This is a genomic window from Brasilonema sennae CENA114 (assembly GCF_006968745.1).
Classification (GTDB): domain Bacteria; phylum Cyanobacteriota; class Cyanobacteriia; order Cyanobacteriales; family Nostocaceae; genus Brasilonema; species Brasilonema sennae.
Window position 1 is genome coordinate 5,242,993 of the sequence record NZ_CP030118.1, and the last position, 24,990, is coordinate 5,267,982.

Annotated in this window: 19 protein-coding genes; 11 read left to right on the top strand and 8 right to left on the bottom strand. The window is 43.6% G+C overall.

Annotated elements, in window-relative coordinates:
* Nucleotides 1-328 precede the first annotated feature (328 nt).
* The 5 genes from DP114_RS22045 (at nt 329) to DP114_RS22065 (ending at nt 4,803) form a co-directional block, all read left to right on the top strand.
* Entirely contained in the window at nt 329-943 is a 615-nt protein-coding gene (locus DP114_RS22045) for a COP23 domain-containing protein (protein ID WP_169267404.1), read from the top strand.
* A 22-nt stretch (nt 944-965) separates the two neighbouring features.
* Nucleotides 966-1,742 carry a S1 family peptidase gene (locus DP114_RS22050; RefSeq protein ID WP_171977136.1) on the top strand — a complete coding sequence of 259 codons (777 nt, stop codon included), beginning with the start codon at nt 966-968 and terminating at the stop codon, nt 1,740-1,742.
* A 419-nt stretch (nt 1,743-2,161) separates the two neighbouring features.
* Nucleotides 2,162-4,189, top strand: coding sequence for a tetratricopeptide repeat-containing S1 family peptidase (locus DP114_RS22055; RefSeq protein ID WP_172195263.1), 2,028 nt, complete (start codon nt 2,162-2,164; stop codon nt 4,187-4,189).
* Nucleotides 4,190-4,216: 27 nt separating this feature from the next.
* Nucleotides 4,217-4,453, top strand: a complete 237-nt coding sequence (locus tag DP114_RS22060; RefSeq protein WP_169267407.1) for a DUF433 domain-containing protein — start codon at nt 4,217-4,219, stop codon at nt 4,451-4,453.
* Nucleotides 4,450-4,803, top strand: coding sequence for a DUF5615 family PIN-like protein (locus tag DP114_RS22065; RefSeq protein WP_169267408.1), 354 nt, complete (start codon nt 4,450-4,452; stop codon nt 4,801-4,803). The genes DP114_RS22060 and DP114_RS22065 overlap by 4 nt, the downstream gene beginning before the upstream one ends.
* A 62-nt stretch (nt 4,804-4,865) precedes the next feature.
* On the opposite strand, the gene DP114_RS22070 is transcribed toward DP114_RS22065, so the two are convergent.
* Complete coding sequence (locus DP114_RS22070; protein ID WP_171977138.1) at nt 4,866-6,299, bottom strand: serine/threonine-protein kinase; 1,434 nt, start codon at nt 6,297-6,299, stop codon at nt 4,866-4,868.
* Between the two features lie 397 nt (nt 6,300-6,696).
* On the opposite strand from DP114_RS22070, the gene DP114_RS22075 reads away from it, so the two are divergent.
* Complete coding sequence (locus DP114_RS22075; RefSeq protein ID WP_171977139.1) at nt 6,697-8,088, top strand: malic enzyme-like NAD(P)-binding protein; 1,392 nt, start codon at nt 6,697-6,699, stop codon at nt 8,086-8,088.
* A gap of 377 nt (nt 8,089-8,465) precedes the next feature.
* A complete protein-coding gene (locus tag DP114_RS22080; RefSeq protein WP_246162641.1) occupies nt 8,466-9,596 on the top strand; it encodes an LbetaH domain-containing protein in 1,131 nt (376 codons plus the stop codon).
* Between the two features lie 84 nt (nt 9,597-9,680).
* On the opposite strand, the gene DP114_RS22085 is transcribed toward DP114_RS22080, so the two are convergent.
* From DP114_RS22085 to mfd, 7 genes are all read right to left on the bottom strand, one after another.
* Nucleotides 9,681-10,427, bottom strand: coding sequence for a creatininase family protein (locus tag DP114_RS22085; RefSeq protein WP_171977141.1), 747 nt, complete (start codon nt 10,425-10,427; stop codon nt 9,681-9,683).
* A gap of 105 nt (nt 10,428-10,532) precedes the next feature.
* Nucleotides 10,533-10,808 (bottom strand): cupin domain-containing protein, encoded by a 276-nt coding sequence (locus DP114_RS22090; protein ID WP_171977142.1) that lies wholly within the window; start codon nt 10,806-10,808, stop codon nt 10,533-10,535.
* Nucleotides 10,809-11,366: 558 nt separating this feature from the next.
* Nucleotides 11,367-11,738 carry a Mo-dependent nitrogenase C-terminal domain-containing protein gene (locus DP114_RS22095; RefSeq protein WP_169263909.1) on the bottom strand — a complete coding sequence of 124 codons (372 nt, stop codon included), beginning with the start codon at nt 11,736-11,738 and terminating at the stop codon, nt 11,367-11,369.
* 720 nt (nt 11,739-12,458) lie between these two features.
* A complete protein-coding gene (locus tag DP114_RS22100; protein ID WP_169263908.1) occupies nt 12,459-16,223 on the bottom strand; it encodes a CHAT domain-containing protein in 3,765 nt (1,254 codons plus the stop codon).
* Nucleotides 16,224-16,410: 187 nt separating this feature from the next.
* Complete coding sequence (locus tag DP114_RS22105) at nt 16,411-17,010, bottom strand: hypothetical protein (RefSeq protein WP_169263920.1); 600 nt, start codon at nt 17,008-17,010, stop codon at nt 16,411-16,413.
* A gap of 244 nt (nt 17,011-17,254) precedes the next feature.
* A complete protein-coding gene (locus tag DP114_RS22110; RefSeq protein WP_169263907.1) occupies nt 17,255-17,488 on the bottom strand; it encodes a hypothetical protein in 234 nt (77 codons plus the stop codon).
* Nucleotides 17,489-17,556: 68 nt separating this feature from the next.
* Nucleotides 17,557-21,102 (bottom strand): transcription-repair coupling factor, encoded by a 3,546-nt coding sequence (mfd, locus tag DP114_RS22115; protein WP_171977143.1) that lies wholly within the window; start codon nt 21,100-21,102, stop codon nt 17,557-17,559.
* Between the two features lie 305 nt (nt 21,103-21,407).
* Here mfd and DP114_RS22120 point away from each other — a divergent pair, with 305 nt between their 5' ends.
* From DP114_RS22120 to DP114_RS22135, 4 genes are all read left to right on the top strand, one after another.
* A complete protein-coding gene (locus tag DP114_RS22120; RefSeq protein ID WP_169263905.1) occupies nt 21,408-22,733 on the top strand; it encodes a hemolysin family protein in 1,326 nt (441 codons plus the stop codon).
* A 126-nt stretch (nt 22,734-22,859) separates the two neighbouring features.
* Nucleotides 22,860-23,021: a hypothetical protein gene (locus DP114_RS22125; RefSeq protein ID WP_169263904.1), complete on the top strand. Its 162-nt coding sequence runs from the start codon at nt 22,860-22,862 to the stop codon at nt 23,019-23,021.
* A 62-nt stretch (nt 23,022-23,083) separates the two neighbouring features.
* Complete coding sequence (locus DP114_RS22130; RefSeq protein ID WP_171977144.1) at nt 23,084-23,692, top strand: TetR family transcriptional regulator; 609 nt, start codon at nt 23,084-23,086, stop codon at nt 23,690-23,692.
* Between the two features lie 143 nt (nt 23,693-23,835).
* Nucleotides 23,836-24,831 (top strand): aldo/keto reductase, encoded by a 996-nt coding sequence (locus DP114_RS22135; protein ID WP_171977145.1) that lies wholly within the window; start codon nt 23,836-23,838, stop codon nt 24,829-24,831.
* Nucleotides 24,832-24,990: the final 159 nt, after the last annotated feature.

Consider the following 24,990-nt stretch of genomic DNA (forward strand, 5'->3'; position numbering starts at 1 on the left):
GAGAGGGAGTGAGGGAGAGAGGGAGAGAGGGAGAATATTTTTATGCGTTATTGGTGTACGCAGTTCATGACGGCGGGAACATCCCAATTTTGCCAATTTACCAACATGATGAGTTGTCATTGCGAGCAGAACGTAGTGGAGCGAAGCAATCGCAAAGTCTAGATGTTGCGATTGCTTCGCTTCATTTCATTACGCTCGCAATGACAAAATATATTTTTACACATTTGGGATGCTCCCATGACGGCTACTTATAAGTCTTGATCAAATCAGGAAAATAACTCACGAAAACTAAATATTTTAATATAGTTTCATAACGATTGAAATAACTATGAAACTCAATTTATTTGCGGATATACTCAGTCCGAAGGTTCGTAAAAGCAGTGCGCTTTACGCCGTCGCCTTCACCATCACCTCCACAGCAACTCTGACTCAGCCAAGTTATGCTCAAAACCAAAAGTTCTTCTGCGGAATGAGCAAAGGTGTTCCAGCAACACTGGTTCGCACCTCACGGGGAAACATCCCGATGATTCGCTGGGTTGATGCAGGATTTGCTCCTCCTTGGATTCCTGAAAGGCGCTGTGAAGAAATATCTGCCAGATTCCAACGATTCTACGAGAATGGGACGCTAAATTTCCTCCGCACTGGTAGATCTGAGCGTCAACCTGTATTGTGCGTTGCTGCCGAAAAAGGTGGTCCTTGTTTACCTGAGGGAATATTGCTCACTCTCAAGCCTGGTAAAAATCCTGAAGATATTCTACAACAACTGTTTAATAGTCGCGGTGGGGCTAGTCCTGGAATCGTTGAACTAGGTGGTGACAGCAGCAGAGATGTTGTTTCCTCAGAAAAAGACGCAGCTTACCTTGATGTCCAAAAACTCCTCTCTAAGATGGAAGGTAGAGAAAGCACATCTTGTCCCGCAGGACAACCTCTTTGGAAATGTTAAGCAAATTGCAAACTAAATCAACATGCAATGGCGCTTACTTCTACTGGTTGCCTGTATTGGTAGTTTATCAATCTCCTCGGTAGCATCAGCACCGAATGTCGGGGTTTGTGTTGAGCAACCGTTAAAACAACGTTTGGGAAACCAACTGCAATACAAAGCTAAGTCGATTACAGTCAAAGTCTTGTCAAAAGACTTTCTGGGGTCAGGTATTCTGATTCACAAACAAGGCTCAGTTTATACAGTACTGACGAATGCTCATGTACTCAAGTCAGGCAAACCTCCCTATCAAATTCAAACCCCCGACGGTTATGTGTATGTGGCTGATGTCCCTAGCACCAAAGACTCTCCTCCCTACTTTAAAAACAATGATTTGGCTGTTTTGCAGTTTCGCAGTCCGAAAGTCAGCTATGCGATCGCCTCTATTGGTTCAGCATCAAGTCTGAATGTCGGCAATGAAGTGTTTGCAGCTGGATTTCCCTTTGATTTTGACACAAATCAAGACCAAGGCTTTGTTTTTAAAACAGGTAAAGTTTCTTTAATTCTGAAGAAAGCTTTAGAAGGTGGCTACCAAATTGGATATACTAACGATTTACAAAAAGGTATGAGTGGAGGACCACTGCTCAATCGCTTTGGTGAGGTGGTGGCTATCAATGGAATGCACGCTGAACCTCTTTGGGGTAATCCTTACGTGTATCAGGATGGAACTCAACCGGAACAACCTTTGCGAGAGAGGATGAGTAAATCTAGCTGGGGGATTCCGATTGAGACATGGAAAAATGCGAAAAACCCCACTCCTTAACCTCATCGCGTTTTACCTCACCCTTGATTTTAGCTTTGCTAAAATCTTTCCCTCTCCTTATTAAGGAGAGGGATGCCCGACAGGGCAGGGTGAGGTTTACCCCGCAGTCACTCTCGTTCCCAGGCTCCAGCCTGGGAATGCAGTTCGCTTAGGCTCTGCCTCTGGTAGCTCAGGAGGCAGAGCCTCCATTGCTGCATTCCTTGCCAGAGACAAGGAACGAGACATTCGCCTTACGATGGTGGTGTACATCTCGCGTTTTACCTCACCCTTGATTTTAGCTGCGCTAAAATCTTTCCCTCTCCTTAATAAGGAGAGGGATGCCCGATAGGGCAGGGTGAGGTTCTTCAGGATTTATAAGCAATTCAGCGAACTTAATACTACTAATTTTGATATAACAATTATTAGGGCAAAATTTAAATATGAATTTCTTTTCTCGTCATCTACCACCGGTGCTGATGGGTGCAGCAGTCGTAATGGTGCAACCTCAACTCGCTGTCGCGTTATCTCCAACACAAATCAGCGACATTGCGAAAGAATTTACTGTTCTGATTACTGGTGAAGGTATTGGTTCTGGGGTGATTTTTGAACGTAAAGGTGACACTTATTTTGTGATCACCAATCAGCATGTGGTGGCGAAGGATGGGGGATATGAAATTCAAACACCTGATGGCAGTCGCTACCCAGTTTACCGCAGCCAAGAACTACCTGGGTTGGATATTGCAATTTTACAGTTCACAAGCAAGAAAAATTACCGTCTTGCGAGTTTAGGTAACTCTGACCAAATCAGGCAAGGGATGACAGTTTATGTGGTAGGTTGGGGTTCGGTTAATGATTTATCAGATAAAACCAACAAATCCAGCTATCTTACCTTTGCTGGAATCATTGAAAGTCTGAGCAAAAACCCACAGCAAGGTTATGGTTTGGCATATAACAATCAGGCGATACCCGGAATGAGTGGTAGTCCGGTACTAGATGAAAATGGTCGTGTGGTGGGGATTAACGCAGCAAGACTTGATCAAAATCTTACGGTACAAGGAACACGACTGTTGGAAGGTTGGAGGTTAGGAATTCCGATTAACATGGTTTTAAGAACTCTAAATCGTCCGGTAAGTTCGCCAGTAACCGCACAACAACCAGGTGCTAAACCAAATCTAACTACTGCAGGACAAGCAGATATAAGGAAAACGTTTGCAAGACTAAGGAGAACTGAAGCTTTAATTAGCTCAGGGGGAGCTAAGAAAAATAGAAAAGACTACCAAGGAGCTATTGCTGATTACAACCAAGCCTTGCTGATTAATCCCAATAATCCTGATGCTTACTATGGACGAGGTCTCGCTTACTATTATCTGAAAAAGTACCAGGCAGCTCTTGAGGACGTGAACAAGTTACTGCAACTCAGTCCTAAAAATGCGTTTGCTTACGTAGTACGGGGTTGTATCCGCACTTTGTTGGGAGACAAGCAAGCAGCGCTTACCGATTTTAACCAGGCACTTCAGTTAGATCCCAAACATGTAAATGCCTACAACAACAGGGGTGTTATCCGCCAGGAGTTGGGAGACAAGCAAGCAGCGCTCGCTGATTTTAACCAGGCGATTCAATTAGATCCCAAATTGGCACTTGCTTACACCAACAGGGGTGATATCCGCTATGATTTGGGAGACAAGCAAGCAGCGCTCGCCGATTATAATCAGGCAATTCAGTTAGATCCTAAAGATGCAAATGCCTATATTACCAGGGGTAAGTTCCGCTATGAGTCGGGAGACAAGCAAGCAGCCCTGGCAGATTATAACCAGGCAATTCAGTTAGACCCCAAATTGGCACTTGCCTACACCAACAGGGGTGTTCTCCGCGCTGAGTCGGGAGACAAGCAAGCAGCGCTGACAGATTTTAACCAGGCAATTCAGTTAGACCCCAAATTGGCACCTGCCTACACCAACAGGGGTAAGTTCCGCTATGAGTCGGGAGACAAGCAAGCAGCCCTGGCAGATTTTAACCAGGCAATTCAGTTAGACCCCAAATTAGCACTTGCCTACAACAACAGGGGTGTTCTCCGCTATCAGTCGGGAGACAAGCAAGCAGCCCTGGCAGATTTTAACCAGGCAATTCAGTTAGACCCCAAATTGGCACCTCCCTACAATAACATTGGGTTGCTCAAATACGAACAAGGAGATATAGAAGGAGCTATCCGTCAGTTTCAAACCGCTATTAATAATGACAGCAAATTAGTAGAACCCCAATTAGCTCTGGCAGTGGCACTTTATAGTAAAGGAGAGCAGCAACGGGGTTTAACGATGGCAGAAGCAGCTTTGCGTTTGGACAAACGTTTTGCTGATTTAAAGTTTCTCAAAGAACAATTCTGGGGGGATAAGCTAATAGCAGATGCGAAAAAGCTTTTAGAAAATCCTAAGATTAAGGAGATAATATCTCGCCCATCTCGCAGTCAATGATATTTATATAATTACGAAAAAAACAATATGACTACTAACCTTTTACAACGCATTACCTATAATCCTGACGTGTGTCACGGCAAGCCTTGTATTAGAGGACTTCGTTATCCTGTAGAATTAATTCTCGAATTGCTTAGTTCTGGCATGACAATAGGTGAAATTTTAGCAGATTATGAGGATTTAGAGCGGGAAGACATTTTAGCTGCTCTACAGTTTGCAGTTCGCCTTAGCCAAGTAAAAAGTATCTATAAAATTGCCTCGTGAAATTTCTTGTTGACGCTCAATTACCTGTTCGACTCGCTCGATTCCTGGAATCTGCTGGTTACGATACAATTCATACAAAAGACTTACCTCACAAAAATGCGACATCAGATACAGAGATTAATTCTATTTCAATACGGGATAACCGTATAGTAATTACCAAGGATTCTGATTTTTTAAATTCTTTTTTAACGATTAAAGAGCCTTATAAATTACTTCTTATTACCACAGGTAATATTAATAACCTAGAATTAGAGGCAATATTCGCAGCTAATTTGCAATTCTTAAGTGAGTTATTTGTTAGTCATTCCTATATTGAAATGACTCGCGATTCAATCATCGTTCACTATTGAGGCAGAGCCTCAGGTTATGCATTCCCTGGCTCTGCCAGGGAACGAGGAAAATTCTGTTTTTATTACTTGGGTGGTGTGGACGCACTTTCCCGAATCTCCAGCGAATTAATCATTGCTTGTGCAGTTTCTAAAAACGTATCATATTGACTTTCTTCTGCTGTGTAAGTCACAATGTATGCTTTGCTATCCTTTACTGTCCAAACCGCCATCATCTTAACATTAACTTGCTCTTGCTTTCCTGTGTAAATAACTTCATGTGCTGGTAGATTTGCCAATTTAGCTGGATGCGATTCATGAATTCTAGGACTTGTTGAATACTGAGTGATTTCATTAACTTTTGAATTTGTATACTCAGGTAATGAAATAGGTTTTTGCAAGTCTTGCATTTCGACAGATAGTTCTGGTTGAAAAGAATTGGAACTATTGTTTTGAGGAAGAAAGAATTTAGCAACATCACCCGTAAATCTATCTTCTATCTTTTGAGTTATCCAATCTTTAGGATATTTCATCCTAATCAGAAAATAGTTAGAACTATCATAAGTCAAAAGTGATGAATCATGATGTGATGAAGCGAATATTTTATCTCGTATTTCTGGAACCAACACGGCTATACAAGGGACAAGAGCAATAAACACTAAAGCTAAAGCAATCTTTGTATTTTGCCACTTCTTTAATTTATTTTTTGTGACTAAGCTTGAAAGCGCTTGCGAAACCTCATTGACTGACTGATAGCGCTTACGAGAATCATAACGCACCATTTTGTCTAAAATATCTGCTAGCTGAGGTTTAACTTGTACCAAATCTCGCCAAACAACTTCATGAGTCTCTGGATTTTTTGGGAGTTGTTTAGGCAAAATTCCTGTCAGGGCTTGGATAGCAGTGATACCCAAAGCATAAATGTCACTGTTAAATTCTGGATTGCCAATAGCTTGTTCGCTTGGCACATAGCCGGGAGTGCCGATAGGGACTGTCTTTCCTTGAGAGTTAGGTTTCAAGGTACTGATTATTTCTTTGACTGCCCCAAAGTCAATCAGAACTAATTTGCCATCTGAGGTACGTCTAATAATATTTGAAGGTTTAATATCTCGGTGAATAATATTCTGCTGATGAACAAACTCTAATATTTTTAAAATATCCTGCAAAAAGTTAATAACTTTATCTTCACTCCACTGTTTACCTGGTATGATATCGTTGCTTAGAATATCACCGTTTATAAATTCTTGAACTAAATAAAATTCTCCATTTTCCTCAAAATGCGCTGAAAGTCGCGGAATTTGGTCATGGTTTCCCAACTTATACAGGACTTGTGCTTCCGTTTCAAATAAACGTGTGGCTGTTTGTAAGACAAACGGATCCCGAAGCTGGGGCTTGAGTTGCTTAACTATGCAATATGGTTTGCCAGGTAAGTCTTTATCTAGAGCCAGATAAGTCTCACTAAACCCTGTTCCCAAATGTTTTATAATTTCGTAGCGCCCCCGGAGCGTTCTTCCTAGCATTTGATTCACCATTAGGTGCACAAGTTCCTCACCTGATGCTTGATACCGATTGTGGCATAGAATCTGATTTAGCAGAAGATATCTACGCCATGATACGGAACCTCACCCTGCCCTGTCGGGCATCCCTCTCCTTATTAAGGAGAGGGAAAGATTTTAGCGCCGATTCAAGCGAGGGTGAGGTTTTGAGCGATCCGGTGTGTACACCGTAGCCGAACTCGCGCAGAGGGAAAGATTTTAGCGCCGATTCAAGCGAGGGTGAGGTTTTGAGCGATCCGGTGTGTACACTGTAGGATTAGGAGTGGAAGAAGTAACACAAGTGGGTGGAGATGAAGAAAATAAGTATTAATTAGAAATATTTGGTCTAAAATCTAAATCTAAAACCCACAATCAACAAAGCATGGCAGATCTGACTCCTAATTCTAGTTTTAGCTTGACACTCCGCTTGGAAATTCCTAACCGCGTCGGAATGTTGGCTCACGTAACCAAGGCTATAGCAACCAGCGGCGGTAATTTTGGTCAAATTGATTTAATCGAACAAACAAGGGATATTTCGATTCGCGAAATCACCGTTGATGCAGCCAGCAGTGATCATGCTGAGATGATTGTGCAAGCGGTGAAAGCTGTGCCAGATATTAAGGTTATCGATGTTTACGATCGCACCTTTAATTTACATCGTGGCGGAAAAATCAGCATTACCAGCAGAATTCCTCTAAAAAGTGTGTCTGATTTAGCGATGGCTTACACGCCGGGAGTTGGAAGAATTTGTACTGCGATCGCCGAAAATCCAGAAGAAGTTTACAACTTAACCATCAAACGAAACACTGTAGCCATTGTGACTGATGGCACAGCTGTTTTGGGGTTGGGAAATCTTGGTCCAGCAGCCGCCTTACCAGTAATGGAAGGTAAAGCCATGCTGTTTAAGGAATTCGCTGGGATTGATGCTTTTCCTATCTGCCTTGATACCCAAGATACTGACAAGATTATCGAAGCTGTCAAAAATATTGCTCCGGTATTTGGGGGTGTCAATTTAGAGGATATCGCTGCTCCCCGCTGTTTTGAAATTGAAGCAAGACTACGGCAAGAATTAGATATCCCCGTTTTTCACGATGACCAACATGGCACGGCTATTGTTACTTTAGCAGCGTTGTATAACGCCCTCAAGCTAGTACAAAAGTCAATGGGAGATATCCGCATTGTGATAAATGGTGCTGGGGCTGCTGGCGTGGCTGTCGCCCGGTTACTCAGAAAAGCAGGGGCAGAAAAAATTTGGATGTGCGACTCGAAAGGTATTCTTTCTACCAGTCGCACTGACTTGACAGAAGAAAAGCGCGAATTTGCCGTCAAGGCTCAAGGAACCTTGGCAGGTGCTTTGCAAGGTGCAGATGTCTTTATTGGTTTGAGCGCACCAGGGGTTTTAACACCAGAAATGGTGCGTTCTATGACAAAAGACCCAATCGTGTTTGCAATGGCAAATCCGATTCCCGAAATTCAACCAGAGTTGATCAAAGACGATGTTGCAGTTATGGCAACAGGTCGTAGTGATTACCCTAATCAAATCAACAACGTTCTAGCATTTCCGGGTGTTTTCCGTGGTGCTTTGGATTGTCGGGCTGCAACAATTACTACCACCATGTATTTGGAAGCCGCGAGTGCGATCGCATCCTTAATTAAACCCTCAGACCTTGACAAACAACACATCGTTCCTTCTGTTTTTGATGAGCGAGTCGTGAGTGCAGTTGCTGGTGCTGTGCAACGTGCTGCGCGTCAAGAGGGTATTGCCCGTGGTTAATTAACTTAACAATATTGTTTGTTGGATGGGCAAGACGCCCATCCTGAAAAGATTGTAATATTATGTCCGAAAAATTACTTAATCCTTAGCTAATACCGTTTCACTTTAAAGTTATACAAATACGGAGCAGGGGGCACCCGAGCAGGGGCAAGGGGAAAGAATTAGAGATTAACCATTTGTATCAGAATTTTCGTGAAATGGTACAAACCGTATTGGTTCAGTGAAGTGCTTTTAACTAGATTGAGTGAACACTATAATTTTTCTTGTTTGTCTTCGTTCAGAAGACGGATTCAAAAAAATAAAAATTACGACTATTCTTAAAGCAAAGCTCCTGAGTAATATTACTTATGCATAGGACATTTAGTAAGAAATTTCAGATGCCTATCATTATAGGCATTCTCTTATTTGTTCTCACTTTGGGGGAAGTTGTTATCTCTGCGGAAAAAAGCAACTTGTTTAGGCTGTTTCGACCGTTTAATGTCGTGGTCAACTCTAGCTTTATTAGTCCCTTGGTCGAACAATTTGGTGATGTTTCGGTAGGACAGAAAGTTTTTATTGCTAGCAATACGACTCTGCAAGCCGATCCTGATACCCGTATTTGCATTAACAGTGAAACCAACCTGCAAGACAATATTTTATTCTTGGCGTCGCGTAACCAACAAGCTCCTGCATCAAACTGCGGTAAACTCTCAAGTAGTACCGGTAAACAAGTGAGCATTGCCCATCAAGCAAAGATTAAGAACTCAAAAATTGGCAACTTCACCTTCATAGGTTTCCTTGCCGATCTCAATAACGTGGTGTTAGAGGATGGTGCTTTTGTATTACATGGTGCAAAACTATCTAATGTGCGTATCGGCAAAGACCGCTTAGTGCCAATCGGGGCAGTTATTACGACGCAAGCGCAAGCAGATGCGCTTCCTTTAAAGACAGAGGCGAATTCAAAATTCCAAAAAGAGGTGTTGGAAGTCAATAAGGAGTTTGCCGAAAACTACAGCGAACTTTATAAACAACAGGGATACGACGCTGTAAGTGGAGTCAGCGCTGCACCAAGAACTTCTTGGAATCCTCAGCCTGTTCAGCCCACTCTTGGTAAAAACATACGGCTTGAAGAATTTGCTCGCATTGTTGGCGACGTGCGCATAGGAAACAATAGTATTGTTGGACGGCGCACTTCAATTCGTGCTGATGAAGGTTCACCAATTATTATCGGGGATAGTGCTGATATTGAAGACCGTGTTACCTTCCATGCCCTTAAGGGTACTAGCATTCGTATCGGCAACAACCTAGACACAAATGATAATATTGTTTTTCATGGTCCTTTAGAGGTAGGAGATAACCTGACTATTGGAGATGATGCAGTACTATTTCGCTCTAAGGTTGGGAATAATGTGACGATTGGAACTGGGGCATTGGTCGTTGATGTGACTCTACGTGATGGTGTACAAGTCCCAGATAATGCAGTTATCACGAAGCAGGAGCAAGCAGACGCCTTGAAATCAATGACATAGAAGATTTAACTTGTAGATGAGGCAAGCTACTTGCTCTACATTAAACCTTTTTAAGAAGGTTAGGGGATCAAGCCTTCTCATCGTTCAATCTGCGTTCAAAAACTCCAAATACCCATTGCTAAGTTCTTTCACCGCCAACTCATATAACTGTTTCCCATGTTCAGGTGTCGCCAAAGCCGGATTTGAACCCATTCTGCCATCTGGATATTTCTGGCGGAAGTCAGCAGCACCATAAATTCTGTGTCCAGTACCAACTTCTTTTGAAAGAGGTGCTTGCTTTATCGCTTCTGGATACACAAATTGAGTCACTGCAACTTCGCTTGGTGTTGCATGGGAACCTTCTTGATCCCCATATAATTCCTTTGCTAACTTGTAAACTGAACCGCACATAAACCAGTTACCAACTTGGCATTGGACTCGTTGCGCGTTGGGAATTTGTATATCTTCCAAGTGGGCGTATATTTCAGAAAAAGCAGCCTTGAGGGTAGCTATGTTACCGCCGTGTCCGTTGATAAAGTAAAATTTTGTAAAACCAGCTTTAGCTAAACAGGTGATGTAGTCTCGCAGCACTAGAATCATCGTGCTGGGACGCAGACTTATACTACCAGGAAAAGCAGTATGGTGTAATGCCATGCCCACATTAATTGTCGGACCTACTATTGCTTGAGTCGCTTCACCCACACCACGAGCGATCGCCTCCGCACAAATCGCATCTGTCCCAATTAATCCTGTAGGTCCGTGTTGTTCTGTGGAACCAATAGGGAAAATAATACCCCTAGACTGTTGGAGATAAGCCTCGACTTCCTGCCAGGTGCTTAAATGCAATAACATTTTTCTTCCGTGTCCTTATGAAGGTTCCACCTTTTTAAGGATAGATTATTAAATGCTGAATTACGAATTCTGGAAATACTCTTAATTCAATAATTCCTAAATTCCTTACTCATCAAAACAGTAGTGTTTCTTGACATCGCTTGTAATATCCCAAGTGCAGGACATTCCAGCCGGGAAAGTGACCAAATCACCTTTACCCATCTGCACTGATTCGCCGCCTTCAGGTGTAACGATGACATCACCTTCTAAAAAATAGCATGTTTCTTGAGTGTCATAAGTCCAAGGGAACTTTGAAACTTCCTTTGTCCAAATCTCCCATTTGAACACACCCAGTTCGTTAAGCTGCTCAATGCTCGGTTGATGTTCTACGTTAATCTCCATTATTTGTTCCTTTCAGCCAAGGTGATATTGAAAGAAGCTATCACTTCTTGGAAAATTATAACCTTGGCTCAACAAAGCAACCTAGCTGACACCTATTACAAAAATGATTAGGACAGATAAAACGCATTAAGCGATTACCAGTAACTCTTTCACAATCGGTAAATCTAAAATCCAACATGGTATGACTTGTTGAGCCTGGTGAAGGTTCATCAATTATCATTGGCAAAATTGAGAATAGAAAACCGCGTTACTTTCCGTGCTCTTGAGGGTGCTAGAAGATCATAAGATCGTCTTTCACGGTTCTTTTGAGGCGGGAGATAACTCAACTATTGGAGATGGTTCAGTACTGTTGTGCTCTATGGTTAGCAATTATCTTACGATTGGCACTGGCAGACATTTATCGTCGTTGGTGTGAGTTTATCTGACGGTGTACAAGTCGTGTGAGAATGCAATTATTATAACGGAGGAGCAAGCTGACGCAAAGACATCGATCATATATAAGATGAAACTTGCACTGTGAGCCAAGCTGTGACCTTACATAAGTGATTTTTTCACAGTTTAACAGTAAGATTGAATATCCTCACCGCAAACATCAGCCAAATAACACAAAGCACGAAAACGTAATCCCACAAGTTCGTCGTACAGCGGATTTATCTTGCACATTGGGGGAATGTGGGCAATTTTGCGACCAAACAGCAGGATATCTCGCTCAAAAGGGCATTGAGCCGGGATCATTCTTGCAAGAAACTTCGCCAATTTCGGATTTTTAATTTCTAAAGAATCAAGCTTACGACGCAATGGTTGAAGTAAATCAACTTTCGGTTGAGCTATTTGATTTGGATTGAGTGTTTGATGAGCTTGCAACTCAGAATGAACAAAACCAGGGAAGAAAATACGTTGACCACGATTTGGAGTTTTGAGAGCAGTCATAGCTATGTTACCCTTGAAAATTTGAATGGTTTGGTTACGGGTTTTTGGCTGTCCATAAAATCTATTTACCTAGCTTTTGAAATAGAATCATGGCTATTCCAAATATATGTATACACGGAAGATTTAGTTTTGTAAACACCGTATATGATTTTTATTTAAACTGACCGTACTGTGAAAAACTGTTCACCCTAATACAATACTATAAAAAAATTATAAAGAAAGCTTTTATACTGATTGAAATCTTAAATTTGTTATTGTCGTTTCATATTTTGAATGTAAACGACCTCGGCAGAAACCACATACCACCTTGAGGTGTAGTTTTTTTGCTCAGAAGAATCGTTTAGCTCATACCTAAGCTATATATGATTCTTATGTGATTTATATATACTTCTTATTATAACTATCGCTTCACTAATTTGGTGTGAGATATATCACAAAATACCAAGACATAAATGAGCTATGTAGCAGTCTGCACAAACTTTGGAAAGCATCTGCAAATGTATTTGTCAGGACTTATGAGTAGCTTTCGTATTACCCATCCCCCAATACGGTTTGAATAAGATCCCCCCGCCTGCGGCGACAGAGTTAAAGCTTCGACTTATCTCGACTTCGCTCGATACAAGTCGCTCAGCTTTAACCCTTCGGCTACGTTCAGGGTTAAAAAGGGGGTAAAAGAGTAAAAACGATGTAATTCCGTATCACACCATCACCCCATCAAGATCATTCCAACAACGCCTCAAGCGACTGGGGATCAGCAATACCTTGCAGGATTGCGTAGATAATCATAGACTCTTCCAAATCCAACGGCTCGCATAGCACCTCCTGATCACGCTCACCGTCTAATATGCGATGGATGGCAGCTATAAGATTATGCCAACCTTCGGCAAAGTTTTCCATCGCAGCTTCTACCTGTTCCCTCGCTTCTGCATGATCCACAGCGGCTACTACCCAAGCAATAAACTGCCCATATTTCCGCAACTCATACTGTGTTCCCGCAAACGCCGCCTTTGCTTGTCGGCACAGACGACGATATTCCCGTGCTTGGGTGGTGTCGCCCTGTTTGTCGGCAATCTTTGCCAAGATGGTATAGTTTTTCCAAATCTGAACCGCAGCGGGATCTAAGGTTATTTCGATAGCTAATGCCTCTTGTGCCAATAGTCGTGCTTCGGTTAAGCGGTGCGGTTGGTTTTGTAATAAGTCGGCAAGATTACTAAGTGACATTGATACTTGGAATCTATCTCTCGCTGCTTTTTTATCTTTAATTGCCTTGCGATACCAAGCCTCTGCCTCTTGGGGTTTGCCAGCATATTCATGGACTAAAGCTAATTGATGCCAAGTCGTTGCTGCACTTGCCAAATTACCTTGAGATTCTTCAATCTGTGCTGCTTGTCGGTAGGCATTTTCCGCAGCGTCCCACTGCTTGGCTTCGTGGTACACTATACCCAGTTGATGCCAATACACTGCTTCCATTGCTGGTTCATGCAGTTGCTGGAAAGTCGTTAGTGCTTCACGGTAACGCTGTTCGGCTTCTGGAAGGTTACTTTGCAACCGGGCTAAAGTGCCGAGTTGTCCATTTAATACTGCAGCACTACGAAAGTTTCTCAGTTCTTTGACAATAGCTAATGACGTTTCATAAGCGATGCGTGCCTCACCATAATCCCCCATATCCTTTAGCGCATCCGCCAAATCACCCTGCAAAGTTCCCATCAGTTGCTTCACATGATCAGACTGTTCCAATTGTTGCGCCTCTGCCAACCCCTGACGGTAGAGTTGTGCTGCCTGTGATGCTTGTCCTTGTCCTGTCAGACACCGTCCCAGTCGAGTCAAAGTACCACAGCGCTTATAACTCGGTTGCTCACCCAACCCTGCCAGTATCTCACCAAACACTCGCGCCGCTTCTTGATAGCGCCTTGCATTGAATAATAGCTCACCTAAATTAGTACGGGAGAGATACCATGTCTGGGAACCGATTTCCCCAGTCGCCTGGACAATCCGTTGGGTGAGTAAAGTGCGATCACGGTTGAGTCCGAAGTTGTTGAGAAACAAGTTTAGGTTGTTAACAAAATCCACTGCCCATTCTTCACCTGCATCCAACGCCCCGTGAACTGCATACAGTAAATTCGGCAATTCCCGTTGGGCAATGGCACGGATTTTATCGGGATTTTGGTTATCTTTAAAATACAAAGCACCAGACAGTTCATAATACCGCTGCCGATGACGGGCGAGCAGTTCTGTCTGTACTTCCGTTGACAAACGCGACCACAAAGCAGGGGCTAAGGTAGGGTGAAACTTGAGATAAGGATTACCAACACCAGGCAAGTGTTCGGGCTGAATCAAACCAGTAGCTTCCAATGCTGGGCGTAGCTTTTGCCACTGTGATTCCGAAAATTCTGTAATTTCCAGCAAGTCAGGTTCCATCGCCCCACCCTGAAACACGCCCAACCGAGGCAACAACTGCATCGCCTCAGCGTCCAATTTTTCCAAAGACAAATTCAACGACGCCAACAAGGGATTTCCTGGTGTTTGAGCAATCAACGCTTCCAACCTTTGCCCCAACTCTGCTGGACGACGGATTTTCAACTGTCTGGCTAACAAACCAATCGACAGGGGATGAAAATCCACCAGCTTAAATAATTCCAACAACATTTCGCGTTTGGGCGGATCAAGTTTGGGTGCTGGGGGTAGTTTGATCAAACTCTGGAAATACGCCAAAGCATCTTCTTGTCCTAAACCTCCCAACGGCAAGGAAATATGTTTGCGACTACCTTCTGTGGGATAATCAGAATGGGTAAAATCTGGCGTTCTAGTCGTGATTAACACCCGACATTCCCCAACTTCAGACCACTGTTTCGCCACGGTTAACAGTTCCTGTAAAGGTTCCGGGGACAAGCTTTCCAAGTTATCCAAAATCAGCAAAGTTGCTTGGTTCCTCAATGCCTGAGTTGCCGCCGCAGCATCAATTAAATTCTTCTCCAACACTGTCGCCAGAGTGCTGACTGCCAATCCTACCGCATCCACACCCTGGAAGGCAGCATAATCGATAAAATACACTTTCTCAAACATCCCTGTGCGGTGCAACCAGCGTCCTGCTTCTTGAACGAGATAGGTTTTTCCCTGTCCACCAAAACCCGAAACCGTAAGGCGGCGTGTCCCCTGCACAAACCACCGTTCTATCTCCCACAATTCCCGACTGCGACCAAAAAATCCTGCTTCTTGTAAAGGTGGCAAATTTCCCCATGAGGAGTCGGGGAGGGGGAGAGGGGAGGAGTGGAGAGTGGAAGTTAACAACGGTGTATCTCCACCCGCTTGATAGAGTGCTGGTAAAAACCAGTCCTGCAATTTTAGAGTTATCCGTTCCTCACCCCGTTGTCGTTCTCCGCGTTCCCGGTTGAGATACAAGTCTCGCCGCGCATTATCCAACGCCTCGCCCATACCAACGCCCGACACTAAACCCTGATAAAATTTTGCAAACAATTGCTGGGCGGTTGTCACCAATACCGAATGAGTCATCGCCAACACAGCTGGAATTCCCGCATGAGTTAACCTGGCGGCGACACAACCCATTGCATCTTCTCCATCCTCACTACCCATCGCCGCTGACTGACAAGCAGACAAGACAATTAACCCGACTTTTTGGCGGTTCAGCATATCTCCCAAAGTTTCGGCAGTGATCAGGGCTGTTTTTCCTTCTTTATCCTCAAACAACAGATAACCCGTATTGCCGTTATTTTGATGATCGCCTTTTGTTGCTGCCAGGCGATCGCTAAATTTTGCCCGTTCATGTAACCGCCCATCAACATCAAACACCCCATGCCCATCAAAATGCACAATATCCACAGGGGGTTTGCCAGAGTCTTCCAACCGCGCTACCAAATTATCCAATGTTGCTGGACGCAAAAATTCTACTTCAACTCGTCCTGCGGCTTGTTGTGCAATCGCCTCCAAAACCGCCTGCGCCTCACCACGCGGATCAATAAACCCTGCATCACTGGGACGACTCACGACAAACAGCAAGCGTAAACAATCTTTTACCTTAACTTTAAACGGTCTTCGACCACCTCCCGCCCCTGCCAAACGGCGACGAATCGAAATTCGGGGATTTTCATGACATAAATAGGTGCCTTCCGGGTCACGCAACAATTCCCAAGGAAGCGATAAAATTGTCGGATGACTAGCGCTGATTGTTAATAAGCGTCCTGGTTCTGCTTCATCCTGAAAATCATTAAATATCCGCTGGGCAGTCCGAGGCTGGAACACAGCGTTAAACAAATCCTCGCCCCATTGCGCCAACTTATCAGCTATTTCTTTTGCCCTTGCATCATCCACATCTGTGGTATAATGCGTCGCATAAGTTTCTAAATACCAGCGAATATTTTCTTGGTCTTCTGCGCTCAACGGTGAAGTAAAAGATAGCCTGTCAGTTTCTTGCTCATCAAGTCTGACAATCACTTGATTGATTTCTGGAAAGCGCAGATTTAATTCCATAGGTTGCTACTTTGAGGGCTAAGTGTGGGAGTTGTCTTGAGTATAGATACAAACTCCTTACCTGGAATTCCAGAAACAATCGGTTTATTTCAAAGTCTGATCTTCAGATTTTTTGAACCACAGATAAACACAGATAAATTAAAGGATTATTTGTAACAATTTCATATGTTTAATTACGCCCACCTGCTTAATCACGAATAGTATTCAATAAAATACCTAAAATTTTCTTGACATTGCTAACAGGGTAATTGGTTAAATCAATAGATACAATTTTACCTTCTAACTTCAAAAACTTCCAAAGTTCGCCCGTTGTGACTACACCATATATTGTTTTAATATCATTTCCTTCCCTTTCATTAAACAATTGTGCGGCAATCATTTCTGCAACACACTGCCCTAAGCCTGCTTTCATATTTTCATTCTTCGCTTCTACTAAAGTAATGACTGGAGCACTGACAAAAAGCTGTTCCGGAGAAAGACTTATGATATAGTCACAAATTCCATTTAAGCCTTTTTCAGTATCTACGTTAAAATCTGTGCCAGAAAATAAACTGATTTGATAATTGAATCGTCTTCTTATCTCCAGTAGTATTGGGGTAATAATCATTTCAGAACGTGCTTTTTCTGTACCAATAGCCACAGCTAATGGTATATTTTCTTTGAGGTTAAAAGCCAAATTTTCGCTGCATTCAACAGCTTCTATATTTGAAAAGAAGTCAGTCATTTCTATAAGAGTTAAACCAAATATCTTGATTATTTCGTTTAATTTAAAGTCACTGTAAGCCATTAAATTTTTTATTTGAGATTTGGGATTGTAAACACGTGATTCATAGCGCAGCAGTTTAAAACAACAACCTCCTCCACAACGTAATACCACCAATTCTCCATCAAGATGCACTTAATATTTCTTAAACGAACCGCCAAGACAAGGCAACGCGTTGCGGGGGTTCCCCCCGTTGTAGCGATTGCCGCGCCAAGGACGCCAAGAATGAAAGACTAAGTATTAAGTGTAAGTTTACAAAGAATTCGTATTATCTGCCATGCAGTTCCTCTCTATCGAATTGATAGTTGGCAGGCAGAGCAAATGAATGTCTGTCTAAAATACTAAAAAATCGTTCTTTCTTTGCTTCAAGCTCATCTGTCTCTACAATAATTACTTTGAGGGTTTTACCTTCCATTTCAGAACTTAGTTTTTCCTTCAGTATGAGATTGCCATTTTCACAAGTAGCTTGCAGAACTTTATACATAAACTCACTGTATGCCATTTAATTTTGAATTAGATATTGGGAATTTTGGATAGTCAAGACGCGATGTTCTTCGCGTCTCTACAATTTTAAACAACCGCCTCCTCCACAACAGCACCCTGCATCTTACCCAAAGCATCAATCAACGTTTGCAATTGTTGATCTGCTTTCATCACTCCTAAACCCCGCACTGTCACTTTACCAGGAGAGTAAACAAAGCGTGATCTGAGGGTTTCCGACAAATTTTGAGCCAAGTTCTTCCAACCAGGTTCTTCCATTTGCGTTTCTAAAACGATGTGCTGTTTGTTTTCTGGTTTAATGCGGCTAAATCCTAGTTTCTTCGCCAGCTGTTTGAGTTCCATTACCCGTAACAGTTGAGTCGCTGGTTTAGGAATTGCACCATATCGGTCATTCCACTCAGCAGCAATCTGCGATAATTCTTCTTTAGATTTTGCAGCTGCAACCGCACGGTAAGCACTCATCTTTTGATCCAAATCGGTGATGTAATCGGCTGGCATAAACGCTGTCAGGTTGAGATCAATTTGGGTATCATCAACTTTAGGAATTTCTTGCCCTCTGATTTCACGGATAGCTTCTTCTAGCATTTCCATATATAAATCAAAACCGATCGCTTCCATTTGTCCTGACTGTTCTGCACCAAGCAAATTACCCACACCCCGGATTTCCATATCCCGCATTGCTAGCTGATACCCAGAACCCAGTTGCGTAAATTCCTGGATTGCTCGTAACCGCTGACGTGCGGCGTCGGATAACGTCCGCTGTTTGGGATAAAATAACCATGCATGGGCTTGAATTCCCGCACGACCAACACGACCCCGTAACTGGTACAGTTGAGCTAATCCGAAGCGGTGAGCATCTTCAATTAAAATAGTGTTGACTCGCGGAATATCCAAACCAGATTCAATAATTGTGGTACAAACAAGGATGTCCGCTTCACCATTGCTGAAAGTTAGCATCGTTGATTCTAATTGGCTTTCATCCATTTGACCGTGGCCGATCGCAACTCTCGCACTCGGTATCATCTCCCGCAACTGTGTTCCTATTTCCTCAATTCCCTCAACTCGCGGAACGACGTAAAACACCTGTCCCCCTCGGTCGAGTTCTTGACGAATTGCAGTGCGTATGCTATCTGGATTCATGGGTGACAAATGAGTTTGAATTGGTCGTCTGGATGGGGGTGGTGTCGCAATCAAACTCATTTCTCGAATTCCTGATAAGGACATATATAAGGTACGGGGAATCGGAGTTGCAGAAAGAGTCAGCACATCTACCTGAGTTTTCAAGCTTTTGATTCTTTCTTTTTGGTTCACGCCAAACCGCTGTTCTTCGTCAACTACCAAAAGTCCTAAGTCACGAAAGGCTACACCTTTACCTAAAAGTTGGTGTGTCCCGACAACGATATCTAACTCTCCTGTCGCCAGTCGTTTCAAAATATCGCGGCGTTCTTCAGCAGTCCGGAAGCGGTTGAGTAACCCGACGTTAATCGGGTAGGGCGCAAAGCGTTCTTTTAAGGTGTGGTAATGTTGCTGAGTCAAGATGGTGGTGGGTGCAAGTAGCGCTACTTGTTTTCCGCCAGAGGTGACAGCTTTGAAAATAGCGCGAATGGCGACTTCTGTTTTTCCAAAACCAACATCCCCACAAACTAGGCGATCCATTGGGCGATCGCTTTCCATATCGCGTTTAACATCCTGAGTCGCTTTAAGCTGATCCATTGTGGCTTGGTAGGGGAACGAGTCTTCCATCTCCTGCTGCCAAGGTGTATCGTGTGGATAAGTAACGCCTTTTTGTTGCGATCGCGATGCATACAGCTTGAGTAAGTCCACTGCCAATTTCTTGATCGCTTTGCGGACTCTATTCTTTGTATTTTCCCAAGCCTTACCCGTCATTTTGTTGAGTTCTGGTGGTTTATCGTTTGTCGTACGCAAGCGCGACAAAACACCAACTTGGTCTGCGGCGACACGCAATAAGCCGTCTGCATACTGCACCACCAAATACTCACGGGTTTCGTTGTTCAGTGTGAGACTTTCTAGCCTGATGAATTTACCTACGCCGTGGTTCTTATGAACGACAAAATCTCCCTGACGCAGCTTATTGGGATCAACTTGTTTAGAAGCAGCTTTTCTCCGCTTACGGATGTAGCTGGGAGTCGCCAGGGAGTGCTGACCGTAAAATTCACGGTCAGTAATAACGACCACCCGGAAGGTAGGTAAAATAAAACCTTCGAGTTCAGCAAGACCGGAATATTTCAGGGCGACTGGTGTGCGATTAATTTGTTGCTTGTCAATTGCGTGGTAGTCGCGGGGGTTAGGAATAAACTGGGCGGGACAGTCGTGTTCTTGCAACAGGGACACAGAACGCGAGGGTTGGGCAGACATTAGCCAAACCGAGAAGTTGCGATCGCGTTCTTGTCGCAGTGTTTCTGCAATTTTAGCGAATTGGTGCGGCATAACTGGCACCCTGCGACTGGCAAGATTAATCCCACTGTTTTCCTCAACCAATTCTGATAAATTTAATTTGGGAAATTTTGCTGTATCAGCCAAACATTCGTCAAAAGAGCGATGGATTCTTGGTAATGAAGTGGAAATCTCCTCATTTTCCTTGCTGACAAGCAGTTCCCATTGTTCTTCTGCATTTTCTACCCAGCGATCGCTATGGGCGTGACACTGTTCTGGTTCATCAATAGTAATTAACGTATTTTCAGGTAAATAATCTAACAGGGAAGCAGGTTTGTCAAAAGCTAAGCCTAAAAAGCGACGGCTACCCTCCACAAGTGTAGAGTCCTGAATATCAACTTCTGAGTCATCACTTAATTGGGCACTCAGTACTTGAAACTCAGCGCTATCTTTGAGTGCTGTCATCAGAATGGGGGCAAAACTTGTGGGAGTTAGGATCAATTGGTTTATTTTGTCAAGGGCGGCAGAACGTTGGGTTACTGGGTCAAATTCCCGTATCTGCTCAATTTCGTCGCCAAACCAATCTAGCCGTACGGGTAACTCTGAGGACACAGGAAACACATCAACAATATCGCCGCGCCGACTCCACTGCCCTTCTGTTTCCACCAAAGGAACTCTTTCATACCCCAGTTTCGTGATTTCTTCACTGAAGGTTTTTAAGTCAAATTCCATACCACGCTTCAGGGTAAAGCAGAAAGGTTTAAAAGCTTCTGCTGGTGGTAGATGAGGTTGTAGCGCGGCGACAGTAGCGACAACCGCCATTTTGGGTAAGGGGGATGAGGAAGATTTTGCTTCCCCAACTCCGTGATCTGTTCCTCTGGTAAGTTGTATCAAATCCGCTAGGACTTGCATCTGTCCCCAAGTCATCTCAGTTTCGGGGTCAAATGGTTCGTATGGAGACGCTTCTGAAGTTGGGTAGAAATGTACAGTTTGCCACCCCATTGCTTCTAGTTGTGTTGTCCAGCGTCCGGCTTCTTCCAGAGTCGCACAGACCACGAACAAATTCTTGCTCTGGGTTTGAGCCAACGCTGAAGCGACCAAACCCTTGGGCAAGCGAGGAATGCCACTTAAGAGCAACTCTTGTTGCCGATTAAGTTTAGAGAGGAGTTCAGTGGTGAGCGCAGAACGCCCCAAAGCACGCACAATGGAAGAAAATGCCATAGGTCACAAAATTATGAAGAAGTCCTTCTCGCTCGCAAGCATAATACTAACGCTTACCACAACTATTTTAAAAGTCCAGACACAGAAAGAACTCTAGCTATAGAGTCATGAATACCTGGTACAATGACCACTTACTAATCCACTGACTCATGGTTCATATACGAATCAGTGTTAAGCTGCTAACTTATAACTTATAATTTATGACTTTTTTGTATGCAGAGTGTTTCGTAATCACACGTTGCATACTAGATACTAAGAGGTTAAGGTTAAGCACAGTTTGCCGATGGTATCGGTAGTTTTTACAGATGTCTCCAACAATCGAAATTCTAATTATTGTTTTTTTAATTCTTGCCAATGCTGTGTTCGTCATGTCAGAATTGGCGATTTTCTCAGTACGAAAGGTGCGTCTCCAACAACTTGCTGACCGGGGTGATGCTAAAGCACGCGTCGCTTTGGAACTGGCATCCTCGCCGAATCAGTTTCTAGGAACTGTTCAGATTGGGATCACACTCCTGACCATCATCTCTGGTGCCTATGGTGAAGAAACGATCGCCAAGAGAGTAGCGCCTATTCTAAATTTTATCCCTTTGGAGGCAGATTTTAAGGAACACCTAGCTAAAGGATTAGCAATTTTAGTTATTACATTTTTGACACTAATTCTTGGTGAACTGGTACCTAAGCGGCTTGCTTTAAACAACCCGGAACCAATTGCTTCCGTTATCGCTATACCGATGCGAACATTGTCTCAATTAACATCACCTGTAGTGGGACTTTTAAGTTTTTCTACTGAGGCAGTGCTGCGGTTGTTGGGTACCAGACCGTCCAAAGAGCCACTCGTGACAGAGGAAGAAATTAGAGTCTTAATCGAACAAGGTACTGAGGAGGGAACCTTTGAAGAAGCAGAACAAGATATGGTCGAGCGGGTTTTTCGCTTGGGCGATCGCCCCGTCAGTTCATTCATGACACCCCGACCGGATATTGTTTGGCTGGATTTGGAAGACTCTACCGAAGAAAACCGCCGCAAAATTATTGATGGTGGTTATTCCCGGTATCCAGTTTCTCAGGGGGGACTTGACAACGTGCTAGGTATCATCCCAGTCACCGACTTGTTAACCCGGTGTTTCAGCGGTGAAAACTTGGATTTAACAGTAGGATTGCGACAGCCCGTGTACGTGCCAGAAAGCACCCGAGGCTTGAAAGTTTTGGAGTTGTTCAAGCAAACTGTCACTCATATGGCGCTAGTTGTAGATGAATATGGTGTGATTCAAGGATTAGTCACTCTTAATGACGTCATGATAGAAATTGTCGGTGATGTTCCTTCTGTTGATGACCAGGAAGACCCTCAAATTGTACAACGAGAGGACGGTTCCTGGTTGTTGGATGGTATGTTGGCTGTAGATGAGTTTTTTGAACTATTCGATGTTGAGGAGTCGTCACACGAAAACCGAGGAAGTTATCAAACATTAGGTGGTTTTGTCATGGCGCATCTAGGTCGGATACCCTCAGCTGCAGATCATTTTGAATGGCAAGGTATGCGGTTGGAAGTTATGGATATGGATGGTAACCGTGTTGATAAGATTCTCGTTGTGCCTCAGGAAGTGAAATCTAGTAATAGTCAAAAACCAGATTAGCTTCTTCGCGCCCTCGCCCTGCACTATAACGGTACTCCGTTCACCAATACATCCAAAGAAGAAAGTTTAAAATAAAAAATATGCCCTAAGGGCATATTTTTTATTCCGCATTTTATTTCAGCAAAAATGCCATTTCGCTCCACGCGAGCAACCTCAACCGTGCCTAGCCACGACGCAGTACACCTTGACTGTGCCAAGCGGCGAGTTGATTATACGCGGGATGATGAGCGTGATGAGAGTTTCGCTCACAAATCGGGGCTGATATTTGGGCTGCTATATCGCCTGTAATTTTCCTGCTATTGCAGCTAACAAGTGTCAAAATATGTTAGCTGTAGAGCGATGAGTTATAAATGGGAATGGCACAAGCAGAACGTACTGCCGAACAGACACGGGAACTGATTTTAGCAACGGCTGAGGTTCAGCTACGGCGGTATGGCTACGCCCGCACCACTATCAGTGAAATTGCTCGTGCCTGTAAAATGTCGCACGCCAATGTTTATCGCTTCTTCAAAACCAAAGCTGATGTGATGGATGCCGTCGTAGAACGATGGTTCAGTGGTATAGAGCAAGCCCTGCGAGATTGTGCGCAACAACCAGGTTCTGCTAGCGATCGCCTGCAAGCCTACGTGTTAGAACTGTATCGGCTCAAACGAGACAAACTTGCCGCTGAGCCAGAACTCTTTGATGCTTATCTGGCTATTTTGGAAGCTGATCGCACTGTCGTTGAGCATCACTTGCAAGTCTTGTCTTCCATTCTCAACGAAATTTTGACCTGTGGAGTCAAAACCGGTGAGTTCCAGATTACCGATTTATCGCTAGCAACTGAAGCGGTGAGCGCCGCTACCCTCAAGTTTCACCATCCCTTAATGATTCGAGAATCTGCTGATCAGCCGATGGAAAAACAGGCGATCGCCGTCGTTCAACTGCTCACCGCAGCACTAGCTACAAGGAAAATCTAATCAGATAACAGTTTGTGACACTTTTCAATAATTGTCACTTGTCATTTTATTGGCAAGTAGGATAGTATTTCAATGTCTGGATGACAAATTTCAAATTTTGTAATTAGTTATTAAATCAGCCGCAAACAAAGGAGTCAAAACCAATGAAATACCGCAAACTCGGAAAATCTGATGCTCAAGTATCAGCTTTGGGTTTGGGCTGTATGGGCATGTCAGATTTTTATGGTGGACGGCAAACGAATGATGCCCAAAGCATTGCAACCATTCGTCAGGCGATCGAACTCGGCGTGAACTTTCTCGACACAGGCGACTTCTATGGAGTTGGACACAATGAAGAACTGATTCGCCAAGCCATTAAAGATATTCCGCGTGAACGAGTTTTTATCTCAGTGAAATTTGGTACACTACGCAACCACGATGGTGGTTTTCTCGGTTCCGATAATCGCCCCATTGCCGTGCGTAACTTCTTGTCTTATAGCTTACAAAGACTGCGCGTTGACTACATTGATATGTACTATCCATCCAGAATTGACCCAAACGTGCCAGTTGAAGACACAGTTGGAATATTGGGAGAACTCGTCAAAGAAGGCAAAATTCGCTACGTCGGATTGTCTGAAGCCGGACCAGAAACATTACGTCGTGCCTACACCGTTCATCCAATTACCATGCTACAAACCGAATATAGTCTCTGGACAAGGGAACCAGAAACTGACGTACTGCCGGTTTGTCGTGAACTGGGAATTGGATTAGTCGCTTACTCACCACTCGGACGCGGATTTTTAACTGGTGCCTTTGAGAAACCAGAAGACGTTGCACCTGATGATTTTCGTCGCCACACACCACGCTTTCAAGGCGAGAATTTTGAACGCAATTTACAACTTGTGAAAAAGATTAAAGAAATTGCAACCGAGAAGAAATGTACACCAGCACAACTCGCTCTCGCATGGCTGCTTGCACAGGGCGAAGACATCGTGCCAATTCCGGGAACAAAACGGCGTGAGCGACTTGAAGAGAATTTGCAGGCGATCAATATTGAATTGAACGACGATGATTTGCGGCGTATTGAGGAAGTTGCACCGATGGGAGCCGCAGCAGGGACACGCTATCCCGACGCATTTATGCACACGGTGAATCGTTAAGATGTAGGCGAGCAGAAAACACCTAGTGAAAAACCGTCTCGATGGGAGGATCTACAGTAAAACTCTGTATAATAAATTGTTAGGCGGCTTAAGTTATCGCAAAGGACTTATTTGGGAATTTTTCCTTATCTGCTTGGTGTTAAGCAAAAAATGTGATGT